Source organism: Lentzea sp. NPDC102401, from assembly GCF_044765805.1.
In the GTDB taxonomy this organism is placed as follows: domain Bacteria; phylum Actinomycetota; class Actinomycetes; order Mycobacteriales; family Pseudonocardiaceae; genus Lentzea; species Lentzea sokolovensis.
Genome location: NZ_JBIWKS010000013.1, coordinates 141,933 through 166,825, shown reverse-complemented (window position 1 = coordinate 166,825; position 24,893 = coordinate 141,933). Strand labels below are relative to the sequence as shown.

At 67.6% G+C, this 24,893-nt stretch carries 29 protein-coding genes and 1 tRNA gene; 11 read left to right on the top strand and 19 right to left on the bottom strand.

Features of this window, described 5'->3' with window-relative positions; all coding sequences use genetic code 11:
* Window positions 1-19: 19 nt before the first annotated feature.
* A complete protein-coding gene (locus tag ACIRG5_RS36825; protein ID WP_402913729.1) occupies window positions 20-583 on the bottom strand; it encodes a dihydrofolate reductase family protein in 564 nt (187 codons plus the stop codon).
* A 72-nt stretch (window positions 584-655) separates the two neighbouring features.
* Between ACIRG5_RS36825 and ACIRG5_RS36820 the strand changes: the two genes are divergently transcribed.
* Window positions 656-1,225 (top strand): TetR/AcrR family transcriptional regulator, encoded by a 570-nt coding sequence (locus ACIRG5_RS36820; RefSeq protein ID WP_402913727.1) that lies wholly within the window; start codon window positions 656-658, stop codon window positions 1,223-1,225.
* Here ACIRG5_RS36820 and ACIRG5_RS36815 read toward each other — a convergent pair.
* The 3 genes from ACIRG5_RS36815 to ACIRG5_RS36805 are packed head-to-tail and all read right to left on the bottom strand — an operon-like array spanning window position 1,215 to window position 3,287.
* The gene (locus ACIRG5_RS36815) at window positions 1,215-1,508 is read right to left on the bottom strand and encodes a DUF3017 domain-containing protein (protein WP_330278306.1); all 294 of its coding nucleotides are present in this window, start codon (window positions 1,506-1,508) and stop codon (window positions 1,215-1,217) included. The genes ACIRG5_RS36820 and ACIRG5_RS36815 overlap by 11 nt on opposite strands.
* Before the next feature lie 13 nt (window positions 1,509-1,521).
* Window positions 1,522-2,370 carry a bifunctional methylenetetrahydrofolate dehydrogenase/methenyltetrahydrofolate cyclohydrolase gene (locus tag ACIRG5_RS36810; protein ID WP_402913724.1) on the bottom strand — a complete coding sequence of 283 codons (849 nt, stop codon included), beginning with the start codon at window positions 2,368-2,370 and terminating at the stop codon, window positions 1,522-1,524.
* The gene (locus tag ACIRG5_RS36805; RefSeq protein WP_402913722.1) at window positions 2,367-3,287 is read right to left on the bottom strand and encodes a DMT family transporter; all 921 of its coding nucleotides are present in this window, start codon (window positions 3,285-3,287) and stop codon (window positions 2,367-2,369) included. The genes ACIRG5_RS36810 and ACIRG5_RS36805 overlap by 4 nt, the downstream gene beginning before the upstream one ends.
* 138 nt (window positions 3,288-3,425) lie before the next feature.
* On the opposite strand from ACIRG5_RS36805, the gene ACIRG5_RS36800 reads away from it, so the two are divergent.
* Both ACIRG5_RS36800 and ACIRG5_RS36795 read left to right on the top strand, forming a co-directional pair.
* Window positions 3,426-6,089, top strand: coding sequence for a glycohydrolase toxin TNT-related protein (locus ACIRG5_RS36800; protein ID WP_402913719.1), 2,664 nt, complete (start codon window positions 3,426-3,428; stop codon window positions 6,087-6,089).
* Window positions 6,090-6,168: 79 nt separating this feature from the next.
* Entirely contained in the window at window positions 6,169-6,474 is a 306-nt protein-coding gene (locus ACIRG5_RS36795) for a hypothetical protein (RefSeq protein ID WP_402913716.1), read from the top strand.
* Here ACIRG5_RS36795 and ACIRG5_RS36790 read toward each other — a convergent pair.
* Entirely contained in the window at window positions 6,460-7,011 is a 552-nt protein-coding gene (locus tag ACIRG5_RS36790; protein ID WP_402913982.1) for a pentapeptide repeat-containing protein, read from the bottom strand. The genes ACIRG5_RS36795 and ACIRG5_RS36790 overlap by 15 nt on opposite strands.
* Before the next feature lie 140 nt (window positions 7,012-7,151).
* Between ACIRG5_RS36790 and ACIRG5_RS36785 the strand changes: the two genes are divergently transcribed.
* Together ACIRG5_RS36785 and ACIRG5_RS36780 are read left to right on the top strand one after the other, a co-directional pair.
* On the top strand, window positions 7,152-8,132 hold the full coding sequence (locus ACIRG5_RS36785; protein WP_089914997.1) for a malate dehydrogenase: 981 nt from the start codon (window positions 7,152-7,154) through the stop codon (window positions 8,130-8,132).
* 15 nt (window positions 8,133-8,147) lie between these two features.
* A complete protein-coding gene (locus ACIRG5_RS36780; protein ID WP_402913714.1) occupies window positions 8,148-9,026 on the top strand; it encodes an inositol monophosphatase family protein in 879 nt (292 codons plus the stop codon).
* Here the strand turns inward: ACIRG5_RS36780 and ACIRG5_RS36775 are convergent.
* The 12 genes from ACIRG5_RS36775 to ACIRG5_RS36720 all read right to left on the bottom strand — a co-directional run bounded on the left by ACIRG5_RS36775 (window position 8,966) and on the right by ACIRG5_RS36720 (window position 19,635).
* A complete protein-coding gene (locus ACIRG5_RS36775) occupies window positions 8,966-9,157 on the bottom strand; it encodes a DUF1918 domain-containing protein (RefSeq protein WP_319975014.1) in 192 nt (63 codons plus the stop codon). The two genes, ACIRG5_RS36780 and ACIRG5_RS36775, sit on opposite strands and share 61 nt — an antisense overlap.
* A gap of 96 nt (window positions 9,158-9,253) precedes the next feature.
* Entirely contained in the window at window positions 9,254-9,601 is a 348-nt protein-coding gene (locus ACIRG5_RS36770) for a hypothetical protein (RefSeq protein WP_402913711.1), read from the bottom strand.
* A gap of 45 nt (window positions 9,602-9,646) precedes the next feature.
* Window positions 9,647-10,618, bottom strand: coding sequence for an ATP-binding cassette domain-containing protein (locus tag ACIRG5_RS36765; protein WP_402913709.1), 972 nt, complete (start codon window positions 10,616-10,618; stop codon window positions 9,647-9,649).
* Window positions 10,615-11,412, bottom strand: a complete 798-nt coding sequence (locus ACIRG5_RS36760; RefSeq protein WP_402913706.1) for an ABC transporter permease — start codon at window positions 11,410-11,412, stop codon at window positions 10,615-10,617. Before ACIRG5_RS36760 ends, ACIRG5_RS36765 begins: the two co-directional genes overlap by 4 nt.
* On the bottom strand, window positions 11,405-12,115 hold the full coding sequence (locus ACIRG5_RS36755) for an ABC transporter permease (protein ID WP_402913703.1): 711 nt from the start codon (window positions 12,113-12,115) through the stop codon (window positions 11,405-11,407). Before ACIRG5_RS36755 ends, ACIRG5_RS36760 begins: the two co-directional genes overlap by 8 nt.
* 111 nt (window positions 12,116-12,226) lie before the next feature.
* The gene (locus ACIRG5_RS36750) at window positions 12,227-12,730 is read right to left on the bottom strand and encodes a hypothetical protein (RefSeq protein WP_402913700.1); all 504 of its coding nucleotides are present in this window, start codon (window positions 12,728-12,730) and stop codon (window positions 12,227-12,229) included.
* Between the two features lie 34 nt (window positions 12,731-12,764).
* Window positions 12,765-14,138: a serine/threonine-protein kinase gene (locus ACIRG5_RS36745; protein WP_402913697.1), complete on the bottom strand. Its 1,374-nt coding sequence runs from the start codon at window positions 14,136-14,138 to the stop codon at window positions 12,765-12,767.
* A 37-nt stretch (window positions 14,139-14,175) separates the two neighbouring features.
* The gene (locus tag ACIRG5_RS36740; protein WP_402913694.1) at window positions 14,176-15,123 is read right to left on the bottom strand and encodes an esterase-like activity of phytase family protein; all 948 of its coding nucleotides are present in this window, start codon (window positions 15,121-15,123) and stop codon (window positions 14,176-14,178) included.
* Window positions 15,124-15,194: 71 nt separating this feature from the next.
* Window positions 15,195-15,761 carry an HhH-GPD-type base excision DNA repair protein gene (locus ACIRG5_RS36735; protein WP_402913692.1) on the bottom strand — a complete coding sequence of 189 codons (567 nt, stop codon included), beginning with the start codon at window positions 15,759-15,761 and terminating at the stop codon, window positions 15,195-15,197.
* A gap of 65 nt (window positions 15,762-15,826) precedes the next feature.
* Entirely contained in the window at window positions 15,827-16,186 is a 360-nt protein-coding gene (locus tag ACIRG5_RS36730) for a hypothetical protein (RefSeq protein WP_402913689.1), read from the bottom strand.
* A gap of 45 nt (window positions 16,187-16,231) precedes the next feature.
* Window positions 16,232-17,881: a hypothetical protein gene (locus ACIRG5_RS36725; protein ID WP_402913686.1), complete on the bottom strand. Its 1,650-nt coding sequence runs from the start codon at window positions 17,879-17,881 to the stop codon at window positions 16,232-16,234.
* A 638-nt stretch (window positions 17,882-18,519) separates the two neighbouring features.
* Window positions 18,520-19,635 (bottom strand): DnaJ domain-containing protein, encoded by a 1,116-nt coding sequence (locus ACIRG5_RS36720; RefSeq protein ID WP_402913684.1) that lies wholly within the window; start codon window positions 19,633-19,635, stop codon window positions 18,520-18,522.
* A 106-nt stretch (window positions 19,636-19,741) separates the two neighbouring features.
* Here ACIRG5_RS36720 and ACIRG5_RS36715 point away from each other — a divergent pair.
* Both ACIRG5_RS36715 and ACIRG5_RS36710 read left to right on the top strand, forming a co-directional pair.
* Window positions 19,742-19,815 (top strand) — tRNA-Ser (locus tag ACIRG5_RS36715).
* A gap of 141 nt (window positions 19,816-19,956) precedes the next feature.
* Window positions 19,957-21,192: a glycoside hydrolase family 18 protein gene (locus ACIRG5_RS36710; RefSeq protein ID WP_402913682.1), complete on the top strand. Its 1,236-nt coding sequence runs from the start codon at window positions 19,957-19,959 to the stop codon at window positions 21,190-21,192.
* 48 nt (window positions 21,193-21,240) lie between these two features.
* On the opposite strand, the gene ACIRG5_RS36705 is transcribed toward ACIRG5_RS36710, so the two are convergent.
* Window positions 21,241-21,711 (bottom strand): DUF2690 domain-containing protein, encoded by a 471-nt coding sequence (locus ACIRG5_RS36705; protein WP_402913679.1) that lies wholly within the window; start codon window positions 21,709-21,711, stop codon window positions 21,241-21,243.
* A 134-nt stretch (window positions 21,712-21,845) separates the two neighbouring features.
* Between ACIRG5_RS36705 and ACIRG5_RS36700 the strand changes: the two genes are divergently transcribed.
* The 4 genes from ACIRG5_RS36700 (at window position 21,846) to ACIRG5_RS36685 (ending at window position 24,292) form a co-directional block, all read left to right on the top strand.
* Window positions 21,846-22,268, top strand: coding sequence for an MmcQ/YjbR family DNA-binding protein (locus tag ACIRG5_RS36700; RefSeq protein ID WP_402913676.1), 423 nt, complete (start codon window positions 21,846-21,848; stop codon window positions 22,266-22,268).
* Complete coding sequence (locus ACIRG5_RS36695) at window positions 22,255-22,515, top strand: hypothetical protein (RefSeq protein ID WP_030478439.1); 261 nt, start codon at window positions 22,255-22,257, stop codon at window positions 22,513-22,515. The genes ACIRG5_RS36700 and ACIRG5_RS36695 overlap by 14 nt, the downstream gene beginning before the upstream one ends.
* A 114-nt stretch (window positions 22,516-22,629) precedes the next feature.
* Entirely contained in the window at window positions 22,630-23,838 is a 1,209-nt protein-coding gene (locus tag ACIRG5_RS36690) for an RNA-guided endonuclease InsQ/TnpB family protein (RefSeq protein ID WP_402913673.1), read from the top strand.
* A 136-nt stretch (window positions 23,839-23,974) separates the two neighbouring features.
* Window positions 23,975-24,292, top strand: coding sequence for a hypothetical protein (locus ACIRG5_RS36685; protein WP_402913980.1), 318 nt, complete (start codon window positions 23,975-23,977; stop codon window positions 24,290-24,292).
* A gap of 5 nt (window positions 24,293-24,297) precedes the next feature.
* Here ACIRG5_RS36685 and ACIRG5_RS36680 read toward each other — a convergent pair whose 3' ends face one another.
* Window positions 24,298-24,873 carry an ABC transporter permease gene (locus ACIRG5_RS36680; protein WP_402913670.1) on the bottom strand — a complete coding sequence of 192 codons (576 nt, stop codon included), beginning with the start codon at window positions 24,871-24,873 and terminating at the stop codon, window positions 24,298-24,300.
* Window positions 24,874-24,893: the final 20 nt, after the last annotated feature.

Here is a 24,893-nt window from a genome sequence, read left to right as displayed (position 1 = left end):
ACAGGAGGTTGCACAGGCCTCAGGGGCGTTCGTAGGTCATGAACGAGACCCCGCTCTCGAACAGCTGGGCGTCGGTGCGCCGGAACTTCGTGATGTCGGCCTTCCCGTCGAACAACGGGATGCCGCGCCCGAACACCACCGGGTGGATCTTGAGCAGCAGTTTGTCGATCTCGGGCAGGAGTTCGCCCGCGAGCTTGCCGCCGCCGCACAGCCAGATGTCGAGGCCGTCCTCCGCCTTCAGCGAGCGCACGCGCCCGACGACGTCCTCGCCGATCAGTTCGACGTCGGCCGGGGTGTCGAGCGCCTGGGACGTCACGACGAACTGGCGCAGGTGCGCGTAGGGCGAGGCCAGGCCGCCGGGGACCTGATAGGTGTTGCGGCCCATCAGGACCGTGTCGAAGTTCCGGTTCGGCGCGTCCTGCAGGCCGAGTGCCTCGCGGAACTGGGTGGGCAGCGTGTCCGCGTACACGGCGTTGATGCCCTCCATGTGGTCGCCTTCGAAGACGAACCCGTCGAAGGTCCCGTCCTCGGCCGCGATGTAACCGTCCAGCGTGACGGCCACGTAGTAGACGAGCTTTCGCATGCAAACCCCCTGGATCTCGTTCAACCACGACAACTGTAGTACTATGGCTGTAGTGGTTGTCAAGGAGGCATCGTGGTCCGGAACGAGGCACGGCGAACTTCTCTGCTGGACGCGGCGATCGACGTCCTGGCCGAAGAGGGCGCGCGAGGGCTGACCTACCGCGCGATCGACGCGAAGGCGCGGGTGCCGGTGGGCACGGCGTCGAACTACTTCGCGAACCGCGACGAGCTGATGTCGAACGTGATGACTCGGGTGCACGACCGGCTCATGCCGTCCGACGAGTCGGTCGCCCAGTCGTTGGCGATGCCGCGCGACAGGTCGCTGACGGTGAAGTTCATGCACGACATCATCAAGCGGGCGGACGCCGACAAGGCCTGCTACCTCGCGATGATGGAGCTGCGGCTCGAGGCCACCAGGAGGCCGGAGATCCGGCAGGCGCTCACGCGGACGATCGCCGAGAACATCGAGGCCAACGTCGCGTTCAACGAGGAGTCGAAGCTGCCGGGCGACCGGATGACCGTCGTCTCGCTGTACTTCGCGATGACGGGGCTGATCTACGAACGGCTGACGCTGCCGGACGTGGTGGCCACCATGGACCTCGACGAGCTGGTCGAGGTCATGGTGGACCGAGCTATCGGCTGAGCGGGCCGCCGGTGATCGTCAGGGCGACGGCGATCACCACGATGCCCAGCGTCGAGTACAGGAACGCGTCCATGCCACGGCCGCGGATCTTGATCAGACCCGCCTGCTCGTCGGTCACGAGGATCCGCAGCACGGCCGCGACCAGCAACGACACGCCGAGCAACACGGCGCCCTGCCGCCAGTGGTACTGGAAGATCCGCACCAGCCCGAGCGCACCGACCCCGAGCACCAGCGCGAACGGCAGGTGCTTCGCGGGGCCCGAGCGCCAGCGCTGTTCCGGCATGAGCGCTTCCGCGTCAGACCGCTGCATGGGCGCGCTCGGCGGCTTCGACGGTGTTGGTGAGCAGCATCGCGACGGTCATCGGGCCGGAGCCACCGGGGATCGGGGCGAGCCAGCCGGCGACCTCGCGGACCTCGGGGGCCACGTCGCCGACGAGACCGGCCTCGGTGCGGGTGATGCCGACGTCGACCACGGCCGCGCCGGGCTTGACCATGTCCGCGGTGATCAGGCCAGGGCTGCCGGCACCGGCGATCACGATGTCCGCGCGACGCACCTCGGCCGCCAGGTCCTTGGTGCCGGTGTGGCACAGCGTCACGGTGGCGTTCTCGGAACGGCGGGTCAGCAGCAGGCCGATCGGGCGGCCCACGGTGACGCCACGGCCGACGACGGTGACGTTCGCGCCTGCGATCGGCACGTCGTAGCGGCGCAGCAGCTCCACGATGCCGCGCGGCGTCGCGGGCAGCGCCGCGTCCTCGCCGAGCACGAGCTTGCCGAGGTTGACCGGGTGCAGGCCGTCGCCGTCCTTGGCCGGGTCGACGCGCTCCAGGATCGCGTTGGCGTTGAGGTGCTTCGGCAGCGGTAGCTGGACGATGTACGCGGTGACCTCGGGGTTCGCGTTCAGCTCGTCGATGACGGCTTCCAGCTCCTCCTGCGTGATCGACTCGGGCAGGTCGCGCCGGATCGACTTGATGCCGACCTTCTCGCACGCCCGGTGCTTGCCCTTGACGTACGAGTGCGAGCCGGGGTCGTCGCCGACCAGCACGGTGGCGAGACCGACCGGGCCGGGCAGCGCGGCGACCCGCGCCTTGAGGTCCTCGAACAGCGCGTTCCGGGTTTCGTTGCCGTTGAGCAGCGTCGCAGTCACGTCCTCATCCTCCCATTGGGCAGGGCCGCGACGCCCACCGACACCAGCGTCAGCGCCACGCCGACGACCGTCGGCAACGCCAGGCGCCCGCTCACCGCGTCGAGCAGCACGGCCCCGATGAGCTGCCCGCACACGCCGCACAACCCGACCATCAGCACGCCGATGAACCGCACCGACGTGATCGCGCCGCCCACGCCCACGATGCCCAGCAACCCGCCGAGGTACAGCCACCACTGCGAGGGGAACGCGCCGGGCACGCCACTCCACGTCACGGCGTTGACCAGCGCCAACGCCGCCGTGCCCACGCTGAAGTTCACCAGGATCGTCGCCACCGAGCTGACCGCGGCCTCGCGCACCAGCCCGTTCACCGCCTGCTGCCAGCCCATCAGCAGTCCCGCGACCAGCGGCAGCACCGCGAGCCACAGCCCGCCGGGCGACGTGAACCGGTCCGACACCGCGATCGTGACGGCGATAACACCGACGGCCGCTCCGACGACACGTGTCTTTGTAATCGGCTTCGACTCGCCGGGACCGACCCCGAGGTTGTCCATGACCATGCTGCTCACGACCTGCCCGATCACCACCGCGACCGTGAACACCGCCACACCGATGGTCGCGACCGCGAGGCCCTGCGAGCCGACGAGCACGGCGCCGCTGATGCCGCCGACGCACTCCCACCACCGGATGCGCCGGTGCCGCAGCGCGTCCCGCAGCCGCAGCAGCCCGTCCCGTCCGGACTGCCGGGACAGCACCACCGCGAGCAGCACGAACCACCCGCCGCCGAAGGAGATCAACGCCGCCAGCAGACCGTTGCCCAGCGACTGCGCGAGCGACCCGTTGACCCGCGCCTGGACCGCGATGGCCACTCCGCCCGCCGCCGCCAGCAGACCACCGGTCACCTGCGAGGACCGCGTCACATGCCCTCCAGACCGGACGAAAGTGTTCTTGATCAGCTTTAACCACGCACGTCCACCGCGTTATGGTCGGGTCTCCACCGTTCGGCGCATTGGCGGGGGACGTGTGCGATCCGGCGAGTTGCGGGGGAAGATGTTGGCGTGTCCGAGCCGAAGCCGTTGAACCCTACCGAGCAGGACGCTCTGGTTAAGCAGATCGGCCTGACTCTGATGCGGGCCGCACCAGAGGACTGGCGCAGTGTCACCGCGCAGTACCGCGCCACCGGCCGGTACTTCGAACTGGAGGCCGAACTCAAGCTGCAGGACGGCTCGAAGCGCGCCTGGGCGGTGCCGCAGGACGCGGCCTCGCTGTTCGCGCGCCTGCGGGCCGGAATGCACCGCGAGGGCCGGGGCAGCTGGACCAATGCCCGATACCAGCTCGACCACCCCTCCAGCTACAACCTCGACTTCGACCGCGCGGAGCCGAGCTGGCAGACGCCGCCTCCGCAGCAGGCGTACTTCGACGAGATGCGGTTCTTCCCGCGTACCGAGGAGAACGTCCCGGAGTGGCTGCGCCGCAGGCTGAACCCGCCGACGCCGGTGTTCCGGACCGTCCGCGTGTTCGACGGCGCCGGACCGAACGGTCGTCCGTCGGTCAACCGGCCGCCGGTGCCGGAGCCCGAGGTCGCGCCGCTGCTCGCGTACCTGTCGAACGCGCCGGTCGCCGTGGCCGGTCGCGGCTTCGACAACGACGTGCTGCACCCCGACGCGCCGCCGGTCGTGCCGTCGGGGTTCCAGACGGACGGTGCGTGGATCTGGCCCGCCGGAGTCGCGTACTACCTGCGCAAGTACGGCGTGCCGCCCGAGCCCGAGCTGGTCGAACGCGCGCGTGCCGCCGGTTTCAGCCTGCCTGAGGTGAGTGAGGAGTCCAGGCTCGCCGCCGCGGCGAACCTGGGCGCTCCCGCCGCGCCTCCCGGCACCGTGGTGCCGACACCGGTCGAGCCCGAACCGGAGCCCGAACCCGCGGTGGACGCGACGCAGTTCGTCACGCCCCCCAAGTTCGAGGCCACGAAGTTCGAGGCCCCCGAGGCGGAGGCAGCGGACGACGCGGAGGAGGAGTACGACTTCGAGCCGTTCTACCCCGAACCGCCCGTCGTCGAGGAGCCGCAGCGCAAGCCCGAGCCCGTCGACGACCTCGGCGAGACCCTCGCGGTGGCCGTACCGCCGCTGCCCGGCGACGGCCCTCCCTACCGGGTCGTCTTCGACTCGGACGGCATGCCCGGCACCGTGGACGACCGGACCCTGCGCGACACGTACGGCGCGGGCATGGACCTGTTCGCCCCGCACCCGAGCGAGGTCGCGGAGGTCGCGGCGCCGGAGCCCGTCCGGGAACCCGCTCCGGAACCGGTCGCGGATTTCGTCGCCGAGAAGCCGAACGAAACCGACCTCCGGGACGAACACGTAGACGTGGACGTCCCCGAGGAACCCGAGATCCCCACCGCAGGGCCGGACGAGCCCGAGCTCCTCACGCATCACCGCGAAGAGGAGCTCACGGACCACCTGGTTGCGGAGACCGAGGAACGTCCGCGCGACGTCATGCAGGACACGATGGCGTGGAGCCCGGTCCTCGACGAGCCGCTGGAGAGCCCGGCCGAGGTCACCGAGGAGCACCCGGTCGTAGCGGTGACCGAGGACGAGCCCGACCTCGCCGAGGAGGAGATCGAGTCCACGACCTCCTTCGAGGCGACCGCGTTCGAGCCGGAGTTCGAGGACCGCTTCGAGGCGCAGCTCGACTCGCACTTCGAACCGGAACCGGAGCCCGTCGCCGAGGTTCTGCCGGTCGTGCCCGTGGTTCCCGTGTCCCCGCCGGCGCCGACGCGCTCCGAGGAGACCACCCAGTTCGACGCGGCGCTGTTCAACGAGCCGGAGCCCGAACCGGAGCCGGAGCCGGTCAAGCCGCCGCGGCAGGTCACGCAGGAGGAGGACCGCGAGCTGGCGGGCACCCGCCGCGCGCTCGACGACCTCAACGTGCCGCACGGCGTGTTCCGGATCGGCGGCGAGCCCGCCGACCGCACCTGGACGCTGCGCCTCGACGGTGACAGCTGGGAGGTGTGCTGGTTCGACCACGGCCCGAAGAACCCCGTGCGGTTCGACAAGGTCGAGGACGCGTCGGCGTACCTGGTCGGCAGGCTGGTGCTGGGCAACTTCCGCACGATTCCGCGGACGCCCCCGCCCCCTCAGCCGAGGCCGATCACCAACGGCTTCCGCGAGGAGCCGCGCCGGCCCGTGCCGCCGCAGCGCCCGCCGATGCCTCAGGCACAGCCCCAGGCACAGGCGCCGACGCAGGTGCAGCAGGCGCCGCTGCCCCCGGCCGCGGCCCCGACGAAGGTGCAGCCGGTTCCGCCACCCGCACCGCAGCAGGCCCCGGCACCCTCGCCGGTCGCCGCCGCCGTGGCGCAGGAGGAACCGTCGAAGCGGAAGTTCCCGATCTCACCGCTGGCAGGTGAGCCGCCGCTGACGTTGTTCCGCCACAAGCAGATGTTCGAACTGCCGGCGGGCACCGAGATCGACCGCTACGGCGACCAGAGCGGCAACCTCGTCTACGTGGCGGGCACGCCGTTCCCGGAACGCAGCCTCGTGCCGTCGTGGATCAACCGCCCGTACCGCGTGTACCGGTTGCGCCGCCCGCTCGAGGTGCTGACGGGCGTGGCCGTGCCGTGGTTCGAGCAGCCCGGCGGCGGCACCGCCTACCTGCTGCCGAAGGCGGTCGAGGAGATGGTCGCGGACGGCGTTCTCGTGGAGATCACGGGATCAGCCGACCACTGACCGCTTGGCTTCGAGTGGCCGGGATTCGCACGGATCCCGGCCACAGCCATGTCAGCGGCGGTTCGTTTTGGAGACGATGATGCAGGTGCCGTCCGACGCCGAGATCCTCGACGCGTTCGGGGTCACCCCCGAAACCGAGGACGAGCCGTGGATCAAGGTCGTCCGGGTCGAGGACGTGGTGCTCTCGTTCGACGAGCACGCCGCTTCCGTTCGGTTGCGGTGGTTCCAGGGCGGCGAACCCGTGGTCGACCTCTATCGCGAGGGCGCGAGCCGGTTGCTCGTGCGTTCGGGCCGGGGTGAGTCGTACGCCGTCGTGGAGTTCACGGACGGGGAACTGGCCGTGCGCATCCACCCGTCCGTGCGCATCACTTCACGACACGACTAGGCCGTAGGCGGCCGCGAACGCGATCGCCTGGTCGATGTCGATCAGGGCGCCGGCGAGCTTGGCCTGCCGGAGCCCGTTCGCGTCCACCATGGCCCCGCGCAGGTCGGCGCCCTCCAGCCTGGTGTCGAGCAGCCGCGCGCCCATCAGATCCGCCTTGCTCAGGTCGGTGTTGCGCAGGTCCGCCTCGACGAGGTTCGTCTCGCGGAACCGCTGACCGCCGAGCTTCAGGTCGTACAGCGGCGCCTTCACGAGCGACGCCAGCGTGAAGTCCACCTCGGTGAAGGTGACGGGCCGCAGCACGCAGTCGACGAAGTTCGAGCCCATGAGGCTGCACGAGTCGAACGACGACCGGGTCAGCACGGTGCGGTCGAAGGTGCACTGACGGAACGCCGTCGCCTGGTGCTTCGACTCGCCGAGATCCGTCCGGGTGAAGTCGCACCGGGTGAACGTGCACCCCGTCGTGACGAGCTCGCGGAGGTCGGCCTCGGTGAAGTCGCAGTCGGTGAAAGACCGCTTCTCCCAGTGCTGACCGGGCATGACGGCGTCGGCGTAGTCCTCGCCGATCTCTTCGTCGGGGATGTCCACTCTCACACTCTGCCATCGGCCACGTGTTGGTAACGTGCGGGTCGCCGGGCGACCTGCCCGACGTCAACGAGGACCGTCATTCGGGAAGGCTCATGACCCGCACGCCCGTGAACGTCACTGTCACCGGTGCAGCCGGCCAGATCGGCTACGCACTGCTCTTCCGCATCGCTTCCGGCCACCTGCTCGGCCCGGACACCCCGGTCAACCTGCGGCTGCTGGAGATCACCCCCGCGCTGAAGGCCGCCGAGGGCACCGCGATGGAGCTGGACGACTGCGCCTTCCCGCTGCTCAAGGGCATCACGATCACCGACGACGCGAAGACCGCGTTCGACGGCGTGAACGTGGCCCTGCTCGTCGGCGCCCGCCCCCGCACCAAGGGCATGGAGCGCGGCGACCTCCTCGAGGCCAACGGTGGCATCTTCAAGCCGCAGGGCGAGGCGATCAACGCCGGTGCCGCTGACGACGTGAAGGTCCTCGTGGTTGGCAACCCGGCCAACACCAACGCCCTCATCGCCCAGCAGCACGCGCCGGACGTCCCGCGCGAGCGCTTCACCGCGATGACGCGTCTGGACCACAACCGCGCCCTGTCGCAGCTCGCCAAGAAGCTGGGCGTCGCGGTCACCGACATCCAGAACATGACGATCTGGGGCAACCACTCGGCCACCCAGTACCCGGACCTGTTCCACGCCAAGGTCGGCGACAAGACCGCCGCCGAGGCCGTGAACGACCAGGCGTGGCTGGAGAACGACTTCATCCCGACCGTCGCCAAGCGCGGCGCGGCGATCATCGAGGCCCGTGGCGCTTCGTCGGCTGCCTCTGCTGCCAACGCCGCCATCGACCACATCTACGACTGGGTCAACGGCACCGAGTGGACCTCGATGGCCATCCCGTCGGACGGTTCGTACGGCGTGCCCGAGGGCATCATCTCGTCGTTCCCGGTCCGCACCTCGGGTGGTTCCTACGAGATCATTCAGGGCCTGGAGATCGACGAGTTCTCCCGCGCCCGCATCGACGCCTCGGTCGCCGAGCTCGTCGAGGAGCGCGACGCGGTCAAGGGCCTCGGCCTGATCTGAGTTTTTCGTGGCAGTGTGGGGAACGTGCTGATCCCGTGGGACGTTCCCCAGCCACAGCTCTCCGATGACGTGCACCCTGCGCTCGCTGATGCCGCCCGCGCGGCGTCGGCGGCGTACGGGCGTGCCCGATCTCTGCACACGCGCCTCGAACTCCGCGAAGAAGTGGCGGACGGTGCCGACGGAACACCGACGATGCTCGTCGACCGCATCGTCGAGGACGCGATCCTGGAGTCCATCCACCGCAGTCGCGTGAACCTGCTCTCCGAGGAAGCCGGGTTCGTCGACAACGGTTCCTCGATCACTCTCGTCATCGACCCGGTCGACGGGTCCGCGAACGCCGCGTTCGGCGTCCCTCTCTCTTGCTTCGCCGGTGCGCTCGTCGAAGACGGCACGGCAAAAGAAGCTCTCACGACGTGGTTCGACACGGGCCGTGCGTGGCATGCGCGCGCAGGAGTGCCGACGTCGTTCCGCACCACCGGACGCACGACGCTGGACGGCGCGTCGCTGTGCATCATGCGTCCCAAGAAAGGCACTCAGGACGCGTGGCTGCGCATCGCGAACCGCGCTGACCGCATCCGTGTGCTGTGCACGACGTGCCTGGAGACCATGCTGGTTGCGGAGGGCACGGTCGACGCGTTCATCGATCCTGGCAGCGACACGCACCGGATCATGGACCTCGCGACGGCACTGGTCACCGTCCCCGCGGCGGGCGGGGTGCTGGTCGACCTGCGCGGGCGGCCGTTCACGTTCGAACCCGACCTGACCCACCGGTGGTCAGGCGTGGCGGCAGCGACTCCTCAGCTGGCCGAGGAGCTCATCGCGACCGTGCTGGGTCAGATCGTGCCCCGCGACTCGACGACGCAGTCGGGGCCGGGGAACACCAGGCCCTCGTGACCGTCGTTGAAGCGGACGAGGTACGGCGGATGCCCGTCGCTCCCGCGCACTTCGAGGATCTCGCCGAGGCGCTCCTCGAGGCCGATGGAGCGGCTGTGGACGTGGAGCCTGTCACCCACTGTTGCTTGCATGGTGCTGCAACACCTCCGGTGTGCGGCCGAGGCTTGGCGCGTCGAACGCGTTAAAGCCTAAGCCGACACCGGAGGCGCGCAACAGGGCTCAAGTGCTCATCCGCCGCAAGCCGAGGAGACCTTCGCGGCGAGGTCGGCCTTCTGGGCCACCCAGTCCGCCGCGGAGTTCACGTTCTGCATGCCGTTCGCGGCCTCTTCGAGAGCCTTCTTCACGTTCTCGTCCGGCGAGGAGTTCGCGAGGGTCTCGAGCTCCTTCGCCTTGGCCTGGGTGTCCTCCAGAGCCTTCTGCGGGTCGCTCATGTCCGGCGAGAAGCCCAGGAGCGAGATCGCGTCGGCGCACAACTTCACCTTGTCCGCGGTGTCGCTGACGCCCTGGATCGTGTCGCACGCCGTCAAGCTGCCCAACGCGATGACAGCAGCGGCAAGCGGTCCAACTAGGCGCATTCGCTCTCCTTGTGCCCGATGTGTCCGGATTCGTTGCTTATGACTCTACCGACGTACGTCTTGATCGAGTTGCCGTTGGTAGAGCTTGCGGATGACGTCGTCGATTTCCGGCTCCACGACGGCGAGGTCGTGGACCTCCACCTGCCGCACCACCTGGGTGATCAACTGCGCCGCCGTCGTCTCCGCTCTCCTGAACGTGAGGTGGTGTCGCAATCCGTTGGCCTCGCTGCGCACCGCCGTCACTCCAGGGACGTCCGGTGCCGGACCGGGTTCCCTGAGGTCGATGACGAGCTCGCGGTCAGGGGTGACCTCGGCGCGCAGCTCGTCCAGCGGTCCGTCGGCGAGCACCCGGCCGTGGTCGATCACCATCAGCCGCGGGCACAGCCGTTCGATGTCGTCGAGGTCGTGCGTGGTGAGCAGAAGCGTTGTGCCACGGCGGGTGTTGATGTCCGCGAGGAACTCCCTGAGGCGTTCCTTCGACTCCAGGTCCAGGCCGATCGTCGGCTCGTCCAGCACCAGGAGCTCCGGGGCGTGCAACAGGGCGGCGGTGATCTCGCCACGCATCCGTTGCCCCAGCGAGAGCTGCCTCACCGGCGTGATCAGAAGCTCTTGCAGGCCAAGGAGTTCGACGCACTCGTCGAGCCGCTTCCGGTAGTCCTCGGCTGACACGCGGTAGATGGACCGGAGCAGGTCGAAGCTGTCCTGGAGCGGCAGGTCCCACCAGAGCTGGCTGCGCTGGCCGAACACGACACCGATGCGCTTCGCGAGATCGCGCCGCTGCTTCGACGGGTCCACGCCGTTCACCCTGATGTGGCCACTGGTCGGCACCAGGATCCCGGTCAGCATCTTGATCGTCGTGGACTTGCCGGCGCCGTTCGGCCCGACGTACCCGACGGCCTCCCCGGCCTTCACGTCGAACGTGACGCCGTCCACCGCCGTGACGGTCTTGTAGTTGCGCCGCAGGCCTTTCGACGTGGCGACCTTGAACTCCCTGCGGAGCTCCCTGACCTCGATCATGATCCCGTTCCCCGGTAGTGCCTGACCGCGAACCGCCACACGAACCCGGCGACGACCGCCGCCAGCCCCGCGACGAGCGGTGATGTCCAGCCGACCCAGCCAGGAAGGCCGAGCGGATCCTGCTTCCCGAGCAGCGCGAGGCTCGGGTAGTACGCGACGAACGCCCCCGGCACGATGAACGCCATCAGCCAGCGCAGCGGGGCGGCGTAGACGTTGACCGGGTACGAGGTGAAGGCGTTGCTGCCGTAGGTGAAGGCGTTGGCGAACTCACGGCCCTCCACGATCCAGAAGCACACCGAGCACGTAACGACCCAGATCGCGCTGAAGATGACCGCGCCCGCCAGCGGCGTGGCGATCGTCAGCGCGACCTTCGCGGGTGTCCAGGCGATGCCGCTGTGCGTCAGCGCGTAGACCATCACGGCGATCGCGCCGATGATGCGCCCGACCCTGCGCAGGCGAACATCCGACACCATGATCTGCGGAAGCGTGCCGAGCGGTCGCATCAGCAGCACGTCGAAGGTGCCGCTGCGGATGTACGTCGGCAGGTTGTCGAGCTGTCCCGCGAAGAGGTCGGCGATGCCGAACGCGATACCCGCGAACGCGTACATCAGCAGCACTTCGTTCTTGGTGAACCCGCCGAGCGCGCTGACGTGACCGAACAGCACGAGGATGACGACCAGCTCGATCCACTGCGCCAGCACCTGCGTGACGAGGTCGAGCGCGAATGACGCGCGGTAGGACATCTGGCTTCTCAGCCGTGCGCCGATGAGCCTGGGATAGATGGTGTCAGCCACCCTGCACCACCACCTTGCGGACCGCGCGCTGGAGGAGCAGGTGACCTGCCACGAGCAGCGTCACGGCCCAGAACACCTGGACGAGCATGGTTCGCACCGGGTCGCCGTGCCCGAGGAACACGTCGATCGGCGCCTGCATCAACGCGGGGAACGGGGTCATCCACAGCACGTCTCGAGCCCACTCGGGGAAGAACGCGATCGGCACGGTGAGCCCGCACAGCAAGCCGGACGTGACGTTCCAGAATCCGTACAGCCCTCGGTTGTCGACCAGCCAGAACGAGCTGACGTCGATCAGGAACCGGCACGCGAAGCTGATGACCAGCGCGATGACCGCACTGACCAGGAACAGCGGCCATCGCACCGGACTGGCCGGAAACTGGAACGGGAACAGCAGCATGCCGAACGCCATCGGCGGCGCGAGCCTGGTCAGGAACGCGAACCCGCCGCGGCCGACGTCCTGCGCGAGCAGAGCGCTCTGCAGGTGCCACGGCCGGTACAGGTCTACGACGACGTCACCGGATCGCACGCGCTCGGCGAGCTCGTTGGTTCCCCACAACAGGATGAACCCGAGCAGCCCCTGCCCGATCCAGACGTACGTGTTGGTGGCAGCGACGCCGTAGTCGGCGATCTCGCCGTTCGCCGCCCTGAGAGCGGCGACGAGAACGGCGACTCGCAGCAGGCCGAAGACCACGTTCGCGGTCATTCCGGCCAGCATCGCTTGTCGGTAGGTCGAGTACCTTCGGAATCCAGCAATGATCAAATCGGCGTGAACACGCACGTCGGTCTACGTTACTGACCGTCGCAAGTGGATTTTCTAGTTGATCCGCACGGAGGACTCGCCGTCAGGTCCGGGGATGTTCCAGCGCGAGCCGCCCCTCGGCCGGTCACCGGGGTAGGTGTCGGTCTCCCCGAAACCGGCGGGGCAGTAGCCGAGCCCCGGCACCGGTTCCCAGTTCCCGCCCGCCGAGAAGCGGGTGGCACTGACCCAGCCCCAGTACCCGTTGTCTCCCAGGGTGTAGGCGAACCAGTCGTTCTTGATCGACCCGTATTCCAGCTTGACCACCGTCTTGCGCTGGCAGATGAACCAGCTGTTGCCCGCGTTGAGAACGCCGGTGATGTTGTCCAGGCCGTGGAAGTTCCCCGAGCCGTACATCGCCCAAAGGTGGTTGCTGCGCCAGATGCCGCACGTGTAGGTCGTTCCGTATCCGGCCTGCGGACCGGACTGGTAGCAACTTCCGGCGGCCTGCACCGCCGGTGCGGTCACGATCAGAGCGCCTGCGACGGCAAGGCACGCGACAAGAGCACGAATCTTCTTCATGATCCCCCCCAGGACGTTTGTCGGGGAATCATAGTCAGCTACCGAACGCGCTGGTCACGACTTCGCCGGCACCGTCTTCCGAGCCGAGGCACAGGAAGTAGTTGCGGGAGCCGTCCGCGTATCCGACCGCGGCCATGTTCCAACCGGTGGTGTCGACGCTCGGTCGTGTGTTCGCCTTCATCAAGGCGGGCGTGCAGACGTTCTTCACCTCGGCGGAGCCCAGAAGCTCCTCTGAGGAGACAGCTGGGATCTCACCGGAGAGCCAGCCTCCTCCAAAGGCCTCCCAGTAGTGCTCGTCCGCACAGCTGCCGACCTTTCGCGCCGTGGCCGGCTGGCCCCCGAAGTCGTTGATGCCGCGGAAGCAGGTCGACTTGTCGACGCAGAACCCGCCGCCGCATTTCTTGAGGAACGGCGGAACGTCCTCGGCGCCGCCCTGCTGCGTCGTCGCCGGTCCGGGCCCCTGGGCAGTCGCCTTGTCCTTGTCGAAGAGGTTCCACACGAGCACGCCCGCCACGATCGCGACGACCAGCCCGGCCGCGGCGGCGACCAACGGCCACGTCTTGCGCTTCGGCTGTGGCGGAACCGGCACGGTCGGCATCCGCATCGGGTCGACCAGCTCGTCCCGCAGCTGCGCGGCACCGGGCGTGCGCAGGTTCGCGTCCGGGTGCAACGCCCTAGCCAGAGCCTCGTGCAACGCGGCCGGCACCCCCGGCACCGCGGGCACGGGCCTGCGCAGGATCTCGCCGAGCTGGTCGAACGACGTGATCGGCCACGGCACCGGACGCGGCGGCTTGCCCGCGAGCAACGTGTAGAGCGTCGCGGCGAGGCTGTACACGTCGGCCTGCGGCGTCGGCTCGGCCATCGCGAACGCCTCGGGCGGCGCATAGCTGGGACTCAGGGCGTCACGCGTGACCGTGCTGCCGCCCTGCGCGTCGAGCAGCGCCGCGAGCCCGAAGTCGGCCAGCTTCGGCGTGCCGTAGCGGTCGACGAGGATGTTGCCGGGCTTGATGTCCCGGTGCAGCACGCCGGCCTGATGCGCGGCGGCCAGTGCGTCGGCGAGCTTGATGCCGAGATCCCGCACCTGGTCGGGGTGCAACCGCCCCTGCCGATCCAGCTGGTCGGCGAGCGACCCGCCCGTGCACAGCTCCATCACGATGTAGGGCGTGCCCTGGCCGGTGATGTTCGCGTCGTGCACCCCGACGACGTGCGGATGGCCAGACAACTTGGCCGCCGCCTGTGCCTCGCGCAGGAACCGCCTCCGGTCGCGCTCGTCGACGAGCACCCGGTTGTCGATCTTGACGGCGACGTCACGACCGAGCTGTGCCTGGTGGGCGGTGTAGACGGTGGCGAACCCGCCCGCGCCCAACGGTCTCAGGTCGGTCAGGCCGGGGATGTGGGGTGCGGTCACGCGCGGGAGCATAGTTCCGCACCCCGACAATCCTCTTCTAGACCGTGCAGTTCAGCGAACCGCTCCTGAGCGCGTGACTGCTCGTGTTGTCGTCGTCCGACCACAGCACGACCTTCTTGCCACTCACACAGTTCGGCGAGATCGCGAAGCCCTCGAGGTTCACGTTCGGCAGCTTCGACGGCCGGTCGTACGTCGCCGTCACCTTGAACTTGCCGTCACTGATCGCGAGCGTCGTCGCCCGCCCGCTGCAGTTGCTGTCGCAGGTGGCCCAGAGCCTGTTGTTCTCCCACTCCAGGTCCATCACCTGCGTCTGCCCGCTCGCGAACTTCGAGACCAGCTTCGCCCCGCCGTCCTGCAGCGCGTACAGGAAGATCCCGCCCGTGGCCTCCAGCCCGACCGCGAACAACCCGGTCCCGTGCGCGGGGTAGTCGGCGGGGTTGTAGAGCTTGCCGGTGTCGTCCTTGAACTGCTGCGCGGTCAGGAACGAGTCCGGAATCCACGAGATCGCCTCGGGCCCGTCGTTGGGGTCGACCGACGGCATCCCTGGCAGCTTCCACTCAGCGGCCGCGTTGCTACCACTGCCGAACTTCAACACCATCGGCGAACTGACGTCACCGTTGTCGTTGTCCCGCTCGATGACGACGAACAGCCCGTCCGGCGTGCTCACCACACCCTCGGCGTCCGGGTCGCCCTTCCCGTTCTTGAACTTCAGCGACCTCTTCGAGTCGACCTTCCACGTGCTGCCGCTCGGCACGAGCCGGTAGAGCGTGGAAGGCCCGTTCTTCACCGCCCACACAACGCCGGCACTCTCGAACGACAACCCGCTCAAGTTCTTGCCGAACACGTTCGTGCCGTCAGCCGTCCTGGTCGCCGAGTCGCCGGGCCACGTGGTGGCAGCGTCAGCCGCCGCAGTGCCCAGACCGAGCGCCACGACCGTGAAAACGCCAATCGCCTTGATGCGCAACGCAACCGCCCCTTCTCTCACGAGGCAGCAAGATCGCACCTCGTTCGGGCTGGCGGCGGACGTCCAGTGCACCAGACGATGAACAGTCCGTGCTACTTCTTGGCGGCGGCCTTGGCGGCCTTCTTGAAGTCGCGAACCTCGAGCAACGACTTCTGATCGCGCACGTCAGCGACGCTACGTCGGCTTCCTTCGTCCCCGTAGTGCCCGGCGGCCTCACGCCACCCCGCGGGCCTGACGTCGAACTGTTTGCCCAAAAGTGCCAGGAAGATCTTGGCCTTCTGATCCCCGAACCCGGGCAACGCCCTGAGCCGCTTGAACACCGCGGCCCCGTCCCCGTCGGCCCAGATCCGCGTCACGTCACCGTCGTAGGTCTCGACGACGAACTGCGACAGCGCCTGCACCCGCTTGGCCATGGAACCGGGGAACCGGTGCACGGCGGGCGGCGTGGCCATGACGGTGGCGAAGGCCTCCGGGTCGGCCTCGGCGATGCGGTGCACGTCCAGGCCGCCCATGCGGTCGGCGAGGACCTTGGGGCCGGAGAAGGCCTTCTCCATCGGAATCTGCTGGTCCAGCAACATTCCGGTTAGCAGGGCGAACATGTCCGACGCGAGGAGTGCGTCCGCGTCCGGGTTCTGCGCGAGGCACAACGTGCGGGTCATGGCGGCAATGCTCGCATGCAGTACGGCGTTGTGCCTCGTCGAGCTGTGAAAGCCGACGCCGCGGTCTATGTGTCGAGCTTGTGTTGGTCGGCGAGGCGCGGTCCGCTTGGTGCAGGGGTGGCGGGGGGAGCCGCAAGGCTGGCCATCGCAGCCTCATATTGTTTTGACGTCATGCTGTTCAAGCCGTCGTAGAGCTCGTCGAGCGGGATCTCATGATCTTCTGTGGTGACTGGCCAATAGCTGGTGTGCGTGTAGTAACCGGGGGTCAGATGACCGTCGTGCTGGTCGTTGTGGGACGGGTTGCTGGTGCGGAACTTGAACAGGCGTGAGAAGAGTGGCTGTTCTCCTCTCCGAGCTGAGCCGCCTGTCTCGCTCTGATCATCTCCGACCGACCCTGGCATTGTCGCTCCCAACCAAGCTGTCATCGCAACCTCCGCAGGTTATCAGGTAGGGCAATATCTTGACTTGATTCAGACTTTGCGAGCCATTAGCGTTGTGTATTCCCACGTCAGAGTGAAACATCTAAAGCTGATGAACGCGGCGTTGATTACGGACAGTGCGCCCACCATGGCCCAGCCTGGATCGGTGACGCCGAGGAAGACGAGCTGGTCCGGCAGAGTTCCCCAGTCATAGTTGGGTACAGTCTTGTGCGCCATGTACAAGCCGGCGCTTGTGACGGACAAGACTGCGGTCACCAATAGGCAGACCCGTGCGGACATTGTTCCCTCAAGAAGCCTCTGTGTCGGTGAGCCGAAACCGAGCCACGTGGCAGCTAGTGCCGGAAAAGTGAGCAGGAATGCCGGTGCATCTGTGCCAGGGTCAGGAAAACGTGAGTTGACAAAGCCTACGAGAAGGATGATGGCAGCCGATGCTGCGGCTGTGACAAGTGCGCGAAGCGTTGACCCAGGAGGTACTTCGAAGTACTTGAACCTCAGCGAAGGACGTTCGTGTGGTCTGGGCGTAGGCATGTAGCGGGAGTAGAAATGTGCGTGAGCTTGTCCAAGTCTGCGCCGGAATCGACAGTGCGGCTTGGTTGGTGCGTTAGCTGCTAGTCGCTGAAGCATTGTGCCCATGCCGTTTGCTTCCTGACGCGCCAGATAGAGGCCTTCTGGTCCGTGCACGTGCAGGTGGTAGCTCTGGCAGCTACTTGCGTTGGTGATGTCGATGTTGAGGTCCACCGGGCGGGCGCCCAGGCAGAGGCGCGCCGCTGAGGTCGCCGACCAGCGCCGTCGCGAGCCTTCCTTGGTCAACTTGAGTTCTGGGATCAGGATCTGTTCGTGTCGGTACTGCAAGCGTCGGTCGGGTCTCATCGGTGTGGCGATCACGATTGCGTAGTTCGCGATGAGCTTCCGCACCAGCTCAGCTGCAATCTTGAGGACATGCTTGTTCGGCACGTCCAACGCGGCGATCTTGTCTGCGGTGCTCGTGTCGACGGGGTCGGTCGGGTCGAGGCGCCGCTGCATCATCGCTTCCAGGGCCAGGAGTTCAAGATCGGCGACGTGCTCGGGGAGCCTGTCTACGCCGCACGCGGAGACCAGTAGAAGGCGCAACACGCTTGCGAGCAGCACGAGCTGTTGCCGGTACGAGTACGAGTTGATCGCTTCGCCGGACATGTCGAAGATCTTGAGGTCGTCGTGCAATTCGCCCTTTGAAGGCACGAGCGCCGGCAACAACAGGGTGGTTGTCTCCTCTGTGCCGTTCGGTGGGCGGAGCCGGTAGGGAATCTGCACGTCGACGGTGACGGACTGCTTGATGCACCGTCGTTCCGGGATGTAGTCCTCTACTACTCGCTGCCTGATCTGAGCCGGCTCAATCACGGCGAGAGCGAACACCTTGGCCTGAAACAGAGTTATTATTCGTCGTCGACCCGCCAGCATCTGCAGTTCGAGAGCACGGTCCGCAGGTACTAGATGCCGAGGGAACTTCGGTCTCTTTTGGTGAATTCGGCGCAGGTGGTAGAACCAGGAATACACGGACCAGCTGGCGGCGCAGGCGGCCAGAATCCATGCGTTCTCAGCCCAGTTCGCCAGCAGAAGTCGGGGCGAGCTCAGTTTGGTGCAGAAGAATAGGAACAGGGTGCAGTTGGTCAGGATCCAAGCGGTTCTGATGGACGCGTGCATAGTTCCTCACCCCTGTACTCCTGAATTCTCTGACTCGTGTGAGGCTCATCGGAGCTTGGACACAAGGAGTTACCTCGGGGTCAGGCGTTCACTCGAAGGTTGCAGTGGGCCATATCGCCTGGAATTCGATCAGGCTGATCGTCGATGCTGCTGTCGATCGCGACACGCCCGCTGCGAAAGTTGGTCGGCTAGTCGCCGAGTTCGAACTCGAGCTGCTGTAGGTCGAACTCGTCTCTGCGGGAAATTTATTGACCGCCCGAAAACGATCACGACGCTTCGAATCTTCGGAAGCGTCGTGATCCACTTGGGCCTGGCGCCTGTGACGAAGCCGGACGGCGAAGACTGCGGAGGCTGAGGGCGGGCAGCCCAGGCCCAAGCTTGAGCGGCAGGCAAACGCGACCTGCGAGGTTCAGGCCCTCGAAGTCGCTCGTCACACCCGGTCTGGCGGCTCGATGAGCTAGCCGTACATCAGACAGTGTGTTGGTCCAGCAACATTCCTGTGAGCAGGGCGAACATGTCCGACGCGAGGAGTGCGTCCGCGTCCGGGTTCTGCGCGAGGCACAACGTGCGGGTCATGGCGGCAATCCTGACACGAACTGCTCCGTTCGGCCTCACGCCGGTCGGTCGTCCGGGTGCGGTCAGGCGCCGGCCACGCGGACTTCGGAGATCACCTGGCGCACCAGGGCGCGCAGGGCCTCGCGGTCGACGGTGGCCGGGTCGTCGGCCAGCCAGTCGCCGATCTCGCTGACGAACTGCTCCGGGGTCATCGGCGGCACCTCGAAGTCGAGGTCGTCGTCGCAGGTGACCTCGCCGGCGCGGCTCGGGTAGACGATCAGGGCGCCGCGGATCTCCAGCCACGGCAGGAGTTCGGCGAAGCGCTCCACGCCGTCGAGCAGTTGGGAGCCGCCGCCGCGGAACGGGTGGCCGTTGCGCCAGAGTTCGCCGTCCTCGTCGCAGTAGTAGTGGCCGGGCAGCCACGACTTCGACTCGATCAGGACCAGGCGGCGGCCGCAGAGCAGGGCGTGGTCGATGTCGGTGAAGACCGAGCCCGGCCAGGCGAGGCCGTGGAAGATGCGCACGCCCGGTAGCTGCGTCATGTACTCCGTGAGCAGTCCGGCGGTCAGCCGTTCGCGTCTGTTTTCACCCGGACGGCCGAAAATGGTGTTGCCGTCGTACTCGCCGGCGAACGCCCGTTCGGCCCGCGCGACCGTCATGTAGCGGCGCACCAGTCGGAACGCCCCGTAACCGGCGCCTGCCACGAGCGGCAGCCAGACGGCCAGGAGCAGCGGGGACAGCGGCATCGCCAACGGGAGGAGCAGGACGAACCACCCACCGATCGCGGCCGCCGCGGGGGCGTGGCCGAGGCCGGTCGCGGGGACGTAGCGGACGCGCGCGCCGAGGTCGATGCGGTGCCACCACTCCATCGAGCCGAGGTCCACGCGGGGGCGTGGCGCCGCGTAGTTCGGGTCGTCGCCGAAGTCGCGCAGACGACCTGTGTGGCCTGTTCGGCGAGGTCGCGGGCGTGTCGGCGGGCGGACGACCGTGGGCGCCGGCCTGGCCGGTCGGTCGTAGTCGGCGCGCCGGACCGGGTCCTTCAGCGTCTCGTAGGCCTCCTGGAGCAGCCGGAAGCCGCCAGACGTCCCACCCGCGTCGGGGTGCATGACCTTGGCGAGAGAGCGGTAGGCCGACTTGATCTCCGAGGCACTGGCGCCCCGGTTGACACCGAGCAACTCGTAGTAGTCGATCCCGGGCACGACACCGTCCAGTTCGGGGTTGGTCCGTGAACCTTATTGGGTCCAACACTTTCGCAGGGCATACGGCCCGCCAATCGCCGACTAGTGTGAAGGGAGCGGTGGCGAAGGGGCCTGTAGCGCAGTGGTTGACGCGCCCTCCGGAACGGAGGGAGAACGCCGGTTCGAATCCGGCCGGTCCCGCTCGGAACGTTCACTGGCTCCCGCCTTTCCTCTTCCTCGTACGGCTCTGTCGTGTCGCCGGTTCAGCTGTTGACGGCAGTGGTCTAGTCCACCTAGCTTGAGAGCAGCGCCGCCGCGCAGTCACCCATCGAGGAGACCGCTATGTTCAGGCGCAGAATCATCGCGGCGGCGACAGCCCTCTTGACGGCAGCGAGCCTCGCGGCACCCCCGGCGCAAGCCGCGCCACAGCAGGAGATCGGCGCGCAGGCGATCGCGAAACGCGTCGTCGGCTACTTCGTGCAGTGGGGCGTCTACCAGCGCAATTACCACGTGAAGAACATCCGCTCGTCCGGCTCGGACAGCAAGCTCACGCACATCAACTACGCGTTCGGCAACGTGAGCGGCGGCCGTTGCGTGCTTGGCGACACCTACGCGGACTACGACAAGTTCTACGACGCGGCGTCCTCTGTGGACGGTAAGGCGGACACGTGGGACGCGGGTGCGTTGCGCGGCAACTTCAACCAGCTGCGCAAGCTCAAGAAGCTCAACCCCGGCCTCAAGGTCCTGTTCTCCTTCGGCGGCTGGACCTGGTCCGGCGGCTTCCCGGCGGCGGCGAGCAGCCCGAGCGCGGCGGCGGCGTTCGCGGACTCCTGCTACAAGCTCGTCGAGGACCCGCGGTGGGCGGACGTGTTCGACGGCATCGACATCGACTGGGAGTACCCCAACGCGTGCGGACTCACGTGTGACACCAGCGGTTTCAACTCGTTCAAGACGCTGATGCAGGCCGTCAGGAGCCGCTTCGGCAGCGGCAACCTCGTGACCGCCGCGATCACCGCGGACGCGTCGACCGGCGGCAAGATCGACAAGGCCGACTACGCCGGCGCCGCGCAGTACGTGGACTGGTACAACCCGATGACGTACGACTTCTTCGGTGCCTGGGCGGCACAGGGCCCGACGGCTCCGCACTCGCCGCTCACGTCGTACTCCGGCATCCCGACGGCGGGTTTCAACACCGACGCGGCGATCCAGAAGCTCAAGAGCAAGGGCGTTCCGGCGAGCAAGATGTTGCTGGGCCTCGGTTTCTACGGCCGCGGCTGGACCGGCGTCACCCAGGCGGCACCCGGCGGCACGGCGACCGGCGCCGCTCCAGGCACGTACGAGGCGGGCATCGAGGACTACAAGGTGCTCAAGACCCGTTGTCCCGCCAACGGAACCGTCGCCGGCACCGCGTACGCCAAGTGCGGTAGCCAGTGGTGGAGCTACGACACCCCGGCCACCGTCCGCAGCAAGATCTCGTGGGCGAGCGGCCAGAACATGGGCGGCGTGTTCTTCTGGGAACTCTCCGGTGACACGGCCAACGGTGAGCTGATCAGCGCGATTCGCTCCGGCACGGGCTGAGCCTGAACCCGTGGCCGGGCACCGTGCCCGGCCACGGGTTCTACGAGATCAGCATCCGCTCGACTTGATGATCACTTCCCACGCGACGTCGGCGTCCCAGTCCGCGTATCCGATCGAGCAGTTGCTCCCCGGCGAGTAGACCATGTTGCCGTAGTGACGGCCGGCGGTCGGCGCGGCGTCGTAGCGGACGATCTTGTTCCGCCCGCCGTCCCACACCGACAGTTCCAGGCTGGGCGGCCCACCCGCGTAGCTCGGCACCTCGATCCAGTTCGTCCTGCACGCGCTGGAGTAGTAGAGGATGAACGTGCCCCTGGCGGTCGCCTTCTCGCCCGCCTTGCTCCTGCTCGCCCCGCAGCCGTAGTCGTAGGGGTCCTTGTGGTCGCAGCCGGCTCCGCTGCACGTGGCCGCGGCCGAGATCGGCGCCTCGGCCGGTGCGGCGCTCGCCGCCGTGACACCGCCGAGCATCGCGATGGACAGGCCGACAACCGCGGCCGCGCCTGCCAGCAACTTCTTCGCCATTGAACAGCTCCCCCGTGAAGTGTTGACGTCCCCCGCGACGAGAGTTCCGTCGCCGTGAGAATGCTGGTGGCGCTGCCTTGCAGCGTTGTTGCCGAAAGCTTGAATCCCCGAACTGACCTGCGTGGACGGGTGAGATGACGCAGGATGCCCGGGTGGACGCGCTCGAACGCCTGCGCCGCCTCTGTCTCGCGTTGCCAGAGGTGACCGAACGCCTCAGTCACGGCGAACCCACCTGGTTCGTCCGCGGCAAGAAGACCTTCGTGACCTCGGCCGACCACCACCACGACGACCGCAGCGCGTTCTGGTGCGCGGCAGGCCCCGGCGTCCAGGAGACCCTCGTCGCCCAGGCCCCCGAGAACTACTTCCGCCCGCCCTACGTCGGCCACCGCGGCTGGCTCGGCGTGTACCTGGACGTGCCGGTCGACTGGGGCGTCGTCGCGGATCTCGTCGAGGACGCCTATCGGGTGATTGCCCCGAAGACGCTGGTCGCGCGGCTCGACGTTCGAGTTGCCGACCCGGCTGACCTGCCGCAGTCTTCCGCGCATGGCGACCTGTGACGTCTGTGGCAACGAGTACTGGATGGCCTTCGAGGTGCGCACCGTCGGCGGCGGCGTGCACACGTTCGACAGCTTCGAGTGCGCGATCCAACGGCTGGCGCCGCGCTGCGAGCACTGCGACTGCCGCGTGATCGGGCACGGTGTGGAGGTGGAGGGCAAGTTCTTCTGCTGCGCCCACTGCGCGCGGATGGGCTCCGCCGACCTCGGCGCGATGATCCGTGACACCGTCGGCGCCCACCCCGGCTAACGGAGCACGAGGTCCAGGCTGAGCGGCACGGGCGGCGGCAGCACGTCCGTGCCGCTCCGGAACGACTCCAGCAGGTGTCGTGGTCGTCATGGTGCTCCCGGTAGGTTGTGGTTCGTGCGAACGGCGTACAGGTGCCGGGCTTACCCGGCCCCTGAGCAGGCTGCGGTGTTGAACCGCACGTTCGGGTGTGTGCGTCTGGTGTGGAACAAGACCTTGAGCGAGCGGAACCACCGCTACCGCGCCGAGGGTGTGCGCACGTCGTACCGGCAGACCGATGCGGCGCTGACCGGGTGGAAACGCACCGGGGAACTGGCGTTTCTGTCGGAGGTGTCGTGTGTGCCGTTGCAGCAGACGCTGCGCCATCAGCACACCGCGTTCGGCAACTTCTTCGCCGGGCGGGCTCGCTTTCCCAGGTTCAAGTCCCGTGCCGGGCGGCAGAGCGCGCACTACACGCGCTCGGCGTTCCGGATGCGCGAGGGTGTGTTGATGCTGGCCAAGACCAGCGCACCGCTGCGGTTCGTCTGGTCCTTCGGCGACGTGGACCTGGCCGCGCTGGACCCGACGATGGTGGTGGTGTCGCGCGAGCCGGACGGCCGCTGGTACGTGACGTTCGCCGTGGACACTGCCGAGCCCGCCCAGGCCGAGCCCGCCGGGCACGCGATCGGCGTCGACCTCGGTCTCACAGACCTCGTGGTGACCAGTGACGGTGAGCGGATCGCGAACCCGCGGCACCTGGCCCGCAAGGCCCGCAACCTGGCTCGCTACCAACGACGGATGTCCCGCTGCCAGCGCGGCAGCGGCAACCGCCGCAAGGCCAGGGCCAAGGTCGCCCGCGCGCATCGCAAGGTCCGAACGGCCCGGCAGGACTTTCTGCACCGCACCACCACTGCTCTGGTGCGCTCGGCTGACGTGATCGCGATCGAGGACCTGTCGGTCAGGACCATGGTGCGTAACCGCCACCTCTCCCGCGCCATCTCCGACGCGGGCTGGGGTGAGTTGCGCAGGCAGCTGGAGTACAAGTGCGACCGGGCCGGCCGCACGCTGGTCGTGATCGACCGCTGGTTTCCCTCGAGCAAGACGTGTTCGGTCTGCGGGCACGTGCTCGCCGAGCTTGCTCTGTCCGCCCGGCACTGGACGTGTCCGGGCTGCCGCACCCGGCACGACCGGGACCTCAACGCAGCGAAGAACATCCTTGCGGCTGGTCGAGCCGTAACCCGAAACGATTCGGGTGATGCCTGCGGAGCTGATGTCAGCCGGCAAGGGTCCTCCCTTCCGCGATCGGCAGTGAAACAGGAACCCCGCGCCGCGAGGCACAGCGCGTAAGCGCTACCCGCCGCACAGCGGGTGGGAATCCCTGTCCTTCAGGGCAGGGAGAAGTCAATTCTTCTCACTTCGCCTCAAGTGGACGGGGGTCTCCACTTAGCAGGCTACGTTGGAAGACATGAGAGTTCAGGGACCGATGGTGCGCACGGTCAACAAGTGGATCGTCGGACTGCGGCACGCTCCGCTCGTCGGCAAGATCGTGCGCAAGGGGCTCACGGTCGTGACCTACACGGGCAGGCGATCCGGCCGGACGATCAGCACACCTGTTGGCTACCAACGCAAAGGCGATGTCGTCGAGATCCGCGTGATGATGCCGGACGCGAAGGTGTGGTGGCGCAACTTCGACGGCGATGGCGGTCCGTTGACGCTCGAACTCGATGGCACGGAGAAGACCGGACACGCGACATCGCACCGTGACGACAAAGGTCGTGTCACGGTGCGAGTGCAGCTGTAAAAGCCTTACGCGGCAAGGCGACGACGCTCCAGGAACGCCGCCAGCAGGTAGGCGCCGCCGCCCAGCACGGCCAGCGTGCCGAAGAAACCGGCTCCCGGGACGAACAGCGTCGCGGCGGCGACCAGCATGAGCCAGGTGCCCAGGTTGTAGTGCAGGGCGTTGCCGCGGAGGGCGCCTTCGGCGATGTAGATCAGGCCGACGACGATGGTCGAGCCGGCGGGCCAGAGCACGGTCTGCAGCTCTGGCTCGTCGAACACCGTGCTCAGGCCGGTGACCGCTAACGCCAGCGCCGTGAAACCGGTCATCCAGGCCATGCCGACCAGTTTCTCGGCTCGTCGCCGCGCTTCTGAAGCTGCTCGCTGAGCACGCAGCGACGCGGTCATGGCGAAGACCGAGCCGGCGAGCAGGCCCGTGGCGAGCAGCCCGATGGGCAGCCACGAGGGCATCAGGACCGCGCCGGACTTCGAGAGCATCGCGGCGCCGTGGCCGAAGACGTAGGCGAACGCGAAACCCAGGTAGGCGGCGCGGTTGTCGACCTCGGTGGACGCGACGGTGGTGACGCGAAGTGCGGTGGCGTTCATGGTGGGGACTCCCGGAAAGT